This is a genomic window from Desulfosporosinus metallidurans, assembly GCF_001936615.1.
Classification (GTDB): domain Bacteria; phylum Bacillota; class Desulfitobacteriia; order Desulfitobacteriales; family Desulfitobacteriaceae; genus Desulfosporosinus; species Desulfosporosinus metallidurans.
Window position 1 is genome coordinate 1 of the sequence record NZ_MLBF01000106.1, and the last position, 5,774, is coordinate 5,774.

The window sequence follows — 5,774 nt, forward strand, 5'->3', positions numbered from 1 at the left end:
AATGATTAAATAATTGTTTGTTAATGAATTACACAACCTTGGGATGCGAAGCTTTGGAGGGCATCCTATGGTTTCTTTTATTAACACATCTAAATCTTGACTTAGAGTGCACTCTAAAATATACAATAAAATTCTTAAGAGGCGTTTTTGAAACTCTGGGGAAGCGGGGATATACTAGTAAGGTTTAATATATGTCTTGCAATGCATGTCTTGAAAGTACCAGGTTAGAAATCATAGAAAGAAGTGAAACATTATGGAATATGCACAATATGGAAAAACAGGAATGAAAGTGTCTAGATTTGGACTTGGGTGCATGCGATTTCCTTCTGATGAAAAAGAAGCTATTGAAATAGTACGTTACGCCATCGATAATGGGGTGAATTATCTTGATACCGCCTTTATTTATAAAGATAGTGAAATCATTACAGGAAAGGCTTTAAAGGATGGCTATAGAAACAAAACTTATTTAGCTACCAAAAGTCCTATTTGGAATATAAACAAACATGAAGACTTCGAAAAATATCTAGATGAAGAATTGGTGCGACTTGGAACGGATCATATCGATGTATATCTACTTCATAATATGAATCATGGCAATTGGGAGAAGGTTAAAAAATTTGATGGTCTTACTTTCTTGGATAAAATGGTGGAAAAAGGTAAGATAGTTCATAAAGCTTTTTCCATACACAATACCTTAAAGGCTTTTAAAGAAATTGTAGACACCAATGATTGGGAGATGGCTCAAATTCAGCTTAATATACTGGATGAGAAACAACAAGTTGGTGTTGAAGGTTTGAAATATGCAGCAGATAAAGGTTTAGCAGCGGTTATAATGGAACCGCTTAGAGGGGGCTATATACTAAATACAGTTCCAAAGGAAGCAGAAGATTTAATCAATCAATATCCGGAAAAGCGCTCTTTGGTAGAGTGGTGTTTTAGATGGCTTTACAACATGCCAGAAGTATCTGTAATTTTAAGCGGTACAAGCACTTTACAACAGTTAAAGGATAATATGAAAATTTTTGAACATGCAGCTCCAAATGTTATGTCAGAAGAAGATTTAAATTTGATTAAAATGATTCGTGAGGCATATGAAGCAAAAAAGAGCATTGGCTGCACCGGTTGTAGATACTGTATGCCATGCCCACAAGGTGTAACAATTCCAGAAATTTTTAAGCTTTATAACAGCCAGCAGCTTATGAAATCACATGTGATTGACACAGTAGTATATCAAAGTAATTTGGTGCCTGCTGGTTCTGGTGCAGATCAATGTGTATCCTGTGGAATCTGTACAGGACTTTGCCCACAGACTTTAGAAATTCCAGAATTACTAAAAAGAGTTCATACTGAATTCATGAACAGTACTTACCCAACACAAAGATAACATTGAAAAATCAAATTCTCCACTTTCAAAAAAGTTCGAATTTGAATCCTATACCACGTTGATCGTGGTTTGAATAAACTGTCTGACGGAAGAGCTAACCCAGCTTTTAGCACAGGTCAAGTAATTTTACCTGTGCTTTTGGTTTTTTGCTTAGGATAAAAAGCTTTAATAAACTAAGTTTGATGATCAAGAATCGTGAGTTTAAACTATTTCCCCGAGAAATAAAGCTGCCGCAGATTGATGCCATCAGAGATACACTTAAAGTCGTGGATATAAACGGACTAAAACAAATCAATCAACACATAGTAAAAACGGCAGTTGAGAATAAGGTTTTTGAAAACGGAACCATTGACGGATATATCGTGGGATGCATAGAGTAAAACTCTATGCATCCTATTTTTTATATTATAGTACTATGTGTTTACCGTTATATTGTAGACCAGGTCTGAGTTTGCATTAAACTGGTGAATATTGTATATAATTGGAAATTAAACAGAGGAATAAAGTGTTAATAAACGTTCGTCAATTAAATATCTGGACCATCGCTCGATGACAATGACCAAAGTGGTGGCACCAAACAACATGCGATATTAGGGTTAATAGACTCGTTATTGTATGACATTTGAAGTAAGTAGTTATCTACAATAACTTCAGGACAAACATTATTGACATTCCGATACCCAAGGTGGCAATAATATTACGGCTCTTATAAGCCACAAAAGCAGCAACTATGCCCGCAATCAGGTAGTGATTGTTTAAACTAATATCCAAATATCCCTTGGGTAAAAGTAATGACGGTACAATTAAGGCTGTCAATATGGCAACTGGGACATATTTTAACCATCTGTTTAACCAAGTTGGTACCCCTGTAAACCGGAACAATGCTAGAGTTCCGATTCTGGTAAAATAAGTAACTAAGGCCATCCCTATAATAATGTAAAAAACTTCACTACGCATGTTCGCTAGCCCCCTCTAATAAGACCCCTATTAAGCTGGCTGTAAGGCAGGCGATAATAATATACCACTTACCAGGTAAATATAGGGCAGCAACTACCGAAACCCCTGCTGCCGCAACGAATACAATTAGACTGATGCGGTCTGCCAATAGCGGTATCAGCAATACCAGAAAAGTTGCCGGCATGGCAAAATCAAGCCCCCAAGTTAAGGGGTCGGAAATGTAGCCGCCCAAAACTACCCCGGCTACAGTAGACAAAACCCAAACTAGATAAAGCACAGTACCCACGGTCAATTGATAGAGCACACTGTATTTGGCCCTGTGAATTCGGCTAAAGGTCAGGGCATAGGCTTCATCGGTCAAAAGGAATGCCAGGAGTGCTTGAAGGGGAAACGGCAGTTTAATCATATAGGGCGCCAAGGATGATCCCATGATCAAGTGGCGCAAGTTTACCAGTAAGGTAGTAAGAATAATAATTCCCCAGCCCGTTATGCCTGCACCCAGCATGGTAATCCCAATGAACTGTGAAGCACCAGCAAAAACGATGACAGACATTGAAATAGTTTCTACTCCTGACATTTTTGCTGTAAGCCCCATTATCCCGCAGGTAATCCCAAAGGGCACTACTCCGAGCACCACTGGAGTGCACTCGCGGAGTGCCACCCATGCTTCTTCCGCTAGTTCGTTCTTACCTGAGATGAGATTTGATAGCTGCATAATCATTCCACCTAACTCTAATATTTCTTAAATCTTAATGGGTATAAAAAACATTGTAAATATCCAATTTCTCTAATATATTAATAATTGGATACAAAATAAGGAGAAATGCTAAATGGACATATCCAAACACTTGAATAGCGCGGAGTTGGATACCTTGAATAAGCAACCGCTCTATCTGCAAATTGCCTTACTCATTGCTGACAAAATCCAAAAGCAAGTCCTGCCTTCAGGTACGAAGCTACCCCCTGAGCGGGAATTAGCTGACCTCTTTGCTGTAAGCCGTACAACTGCTATCAATGCCTATCGCAAGTTGGAACAGCAGGGAGTGGTATGGACAAAAGTAGGTAGCGGGACTTATGTAGCGCAAGCACGTGATTTAGAGCCCTTATCTGAAGTTCCCTGGCCTCAACTGTTTACCGCCTATCCTAAAAAACCGTTAGCCTCAATTTTGAGGGATATGGTTTCTACTCCTGCGCCAGGTACTATATCTCTGGCCGCAGGTATGCCTGATCCGGCCCTTTATCCTTTGGAGACCTTTACCGAGTTGTTTAACCGCAATATTGGAAGGGCCGCACCTGCGGATTTTGGACATATTCCAACAGAAGGTTATAACCCATTGAGAAGGGCAATCGCCGCAATGTTGAGCGAGAAGGGCATACCAGCTTCGACGGAGAACATACTCACTCTCTCCGGGTCCCAACAAGGCTTATATTTACTTAGCAAAGTGTTATTGGAGCCAGGCGATTATGTCGTGATGGAAGCACCCACGTTTATCGGAGCTATTCAGGTTTTTCAGGCTGCAGGGGCAAGGGTTTTAAGCCTGCCTTGCTCGGAGAAATTATCATTAGAGCTGTTGGAGGACTATTTAATTCGCTACCGGCCAAAATTGTTATATATGATACCTACTTATCAAAACCCGACCGGCAGGGTTTTACCAGAACAAGAGCGCCAAGATTTGATTAAACTTGCAAAACGTCATCGTCTTGTGATAGTGGAAGACGATCCCTATAGCGATTTGTGTTATGGCGAACAGCCCCCTCAGTCTCTTAAAGCTTTAGATTCCTACGGAGGGGTCGTTTATCTGGGGACTTTCTCGAAGATTCTATTCCCAGGTTTACGTACAGGCTATCTTGCAGGCCCACATGTTTTAATCAACCGGCTTGCCTTGGAAAAACAGTTTATTGACCTTCATTCAAACAACATAGCCCAATGGCTTGTGACGATGTTCTTGAATGAAGGGAGACTTGATCAACATCTAACCACAGTGCGGAGGGAATATAAAAAACGCCGGGACACAATGGCTAAAGCTCTCCAGCGTTTGTGTGCAAACGATATTGAATTTATCGTACCTGAGGGAGGGTTTTACTTTTGGTGTAAGTTAAAACAAGCGGTCACTTCCCAACGACTCCTACAGGAAGCTGCCAAAAACCGAATTTCCTTTGTACCTGGCGAAGCTTTTCATACAGTGCCCACCCTTGATAAAGAGTTTCGCCTCTGTTTTACGACTCACAATGAAGCAGTTTTGCTTGAAGGCGTACAGCGCTTGGCCAAAACCTTGACACAAATAACAAAAAAGAATAAAGATAAAGATAATGATGCACCGCCCTGTTCGGTATGGCCGATTATTTAGCCTATAGAAGAAGAGTTGAGGTTTACGTGTCAACTTTTACTATGGACAATGTGGAGAAACCGTTACGTTTATAAAATTTGCAATGAAGCATGGCTAAAATATAGTCGCCAGTGAATCGGAGACTGAAGGGGAAAGTAAATAAATGGAAATAATAGAGAAAATAATCGATGTAAAAAGCTATGTCACTAAGTCTAATGTGCCTGTAAGTGACTTTTCTATAAACCCCTATATTTGCTGCCCTCATGCTTGTAAATATTGTTACGCCAGTTTCATGAAACGATTTACAGGTCACAGTGAAGAATGGGGAACTTTTGTGGATATAAAAAGGTGTGACAGTCCAATTCATACCACAAAACTGGAAGATAAATCTATATTTTTATCTTCCGTTACGGATTGTTATAATCAATTAGAAGAGAAGTATTGTGTAACAAGAAAAATCTTAGAACAGTTAGTTCCTGTCCGGTGCCATATTTCTATTTCTACAAAATCAAGCCTGATACTAAGGGATATTGAATTGTTGAAGCAATGTAAAAATTTAGAGGTAGCCGTTTCCATTAATACACTTGATGAGAAATTTAGAAGTGACATGGATAAAGCCAGCAGTATTAACGATAGGTTGCGTACATTGAAAGAATTAAACAAAAACGGTATTTATACGATCCTTTTTATGTCACCAGTTTTTCCTGTTGTTACTGACTTTAAGGCCATTATCGCGCAGACGCACGATTTCGTAAATGAATATTGGTTCGAGAATTTGAATTTACGAGGCGGTTACAAGCGAACAATACTTTCCTATATTGAGCATGAATATCCGCATTTAAAGGATTTGTATCATGATATATACATCGAGGGGAAGAAAGATTATTGGATAGATCTGTCCGTGGAAATTGAAAATTATTGCCGGATAAATGGCATAGAACACAACAATTATTTTTATCATAAGGAATTAGTAGAAGCAAGAAAACAGGGACTTACACTTAGAAGGTAAATCCATTTCAGGAATTATCGTATTACTTGGAAAGTAAACCGAATGAACTTTTTATCCGATTTAAGCAAGGAGTTAATAAGTATTTTATAACTATACT

6 protein-coding genes are annotated in these 5,774 nt (G+C 39.1%); 4 read left to right on the forward strand and 2 right to left on the reverse strand.

Going from position 1 to position 5,774, the window contains the following annotated elements; translation table 11 throughout:
• Positions 1 to 253: 253 nt before the first annotated feature.
• Positions 254 to 1,384, forward strand: coding sequence for an aldo/keto reductase (locus DSOL_RS25360; RefSeq protein WP_075367489.1), 1,131 nt, complete (start codon positions 254 to 256; stop codon positions 1,382 to 1,384).
• Positions 1,385 to 1,566: 182 nt separating this feature from the next.
• Positions 1,567 to 1,764 carry a hypothetical protein gene (locus DSOL_RS25365; protein ID WP_075367490.1) on the forward strand — a complete coding sequence of 66 codons (198 nt, stop codon included), beginning with the start codon at positions 1,567 to 1,569 and terminating at the stop codon, positions 1,762 to 1,764.
• A gap of 259 nt (positions 1,765 to 2,023) precedes the next feature.
• Here the strand turns inward: DSOL_RS25365 and DSOL_RS25370 are convergent, their stop codons facing one another.
• Both DSOL_RS25370 and DSOL_RS25375 read right to left on the reverse strand, forming a co-directional pair.
• Complete coding sequence (locus DSOL_RS25370) at positions 2,024 to 2,341, reverse strand: AzlD domain-containing protein (RefSeq protein ID WP_075367491.1); 318 nt, start codon at positions 2,339 to 2,341, stop codon at positions 2,024 to 2,026.
• Positions 2,334 to 3,056 (reverse strand): AzlC family ABC transporter permease, encoded by a 723-nt coding sequence (locus DSOL_RS25375; RefSeq protein WP_083643061.1) that lies wholly within the window; start codon positions 3,054 to 3,056, stop codon positions 2,334 to 2,336. The genes DSOL_RS25370 and DSOL_RS25375 overlap by 8 nt, the downstream gene beginning before the upstream one ends.
• 115 nt (positions 3,057 to 3,171) lie before the next feature.
• On the opposite strand from DSOL_RS25375, the gene pdxR reads away from it, so the two are divergent.
• Both pdxR and DSOL_RS25385 read left to right on the forward strand, forming a co-directional pair.
• On the forward strand, positions 3,172 to 4,689 hold the full coding sequence (gene pdxR / locus DSOL_RS25380; RefSeq protein ID WP_075367492.1) for a MocR-like pyridoxine biosynthesis transcription factor PdxR: 1,518 nt from the start codon (positions 3,172 to 3,174) through the stop codon (positions 4,687 to 4,689).
• 142 nt (positions 4,690 to 4,831) lie between these two features.
• The gene (locus tag DSOL_RS25385) at positions 4,832 to 5,677 is read left to right on the forward strand and encodes a radical SAM protein (RefSeq protein WP_075367493.1); all 846 of its coding nucleotides are present in this window, start codon (positions 4,832 to 4,834) and stop codon (positions 5,675 to 5,677) included.
• Positions 5,678 to 5,774: the final 97 nt, after the last annotated feature.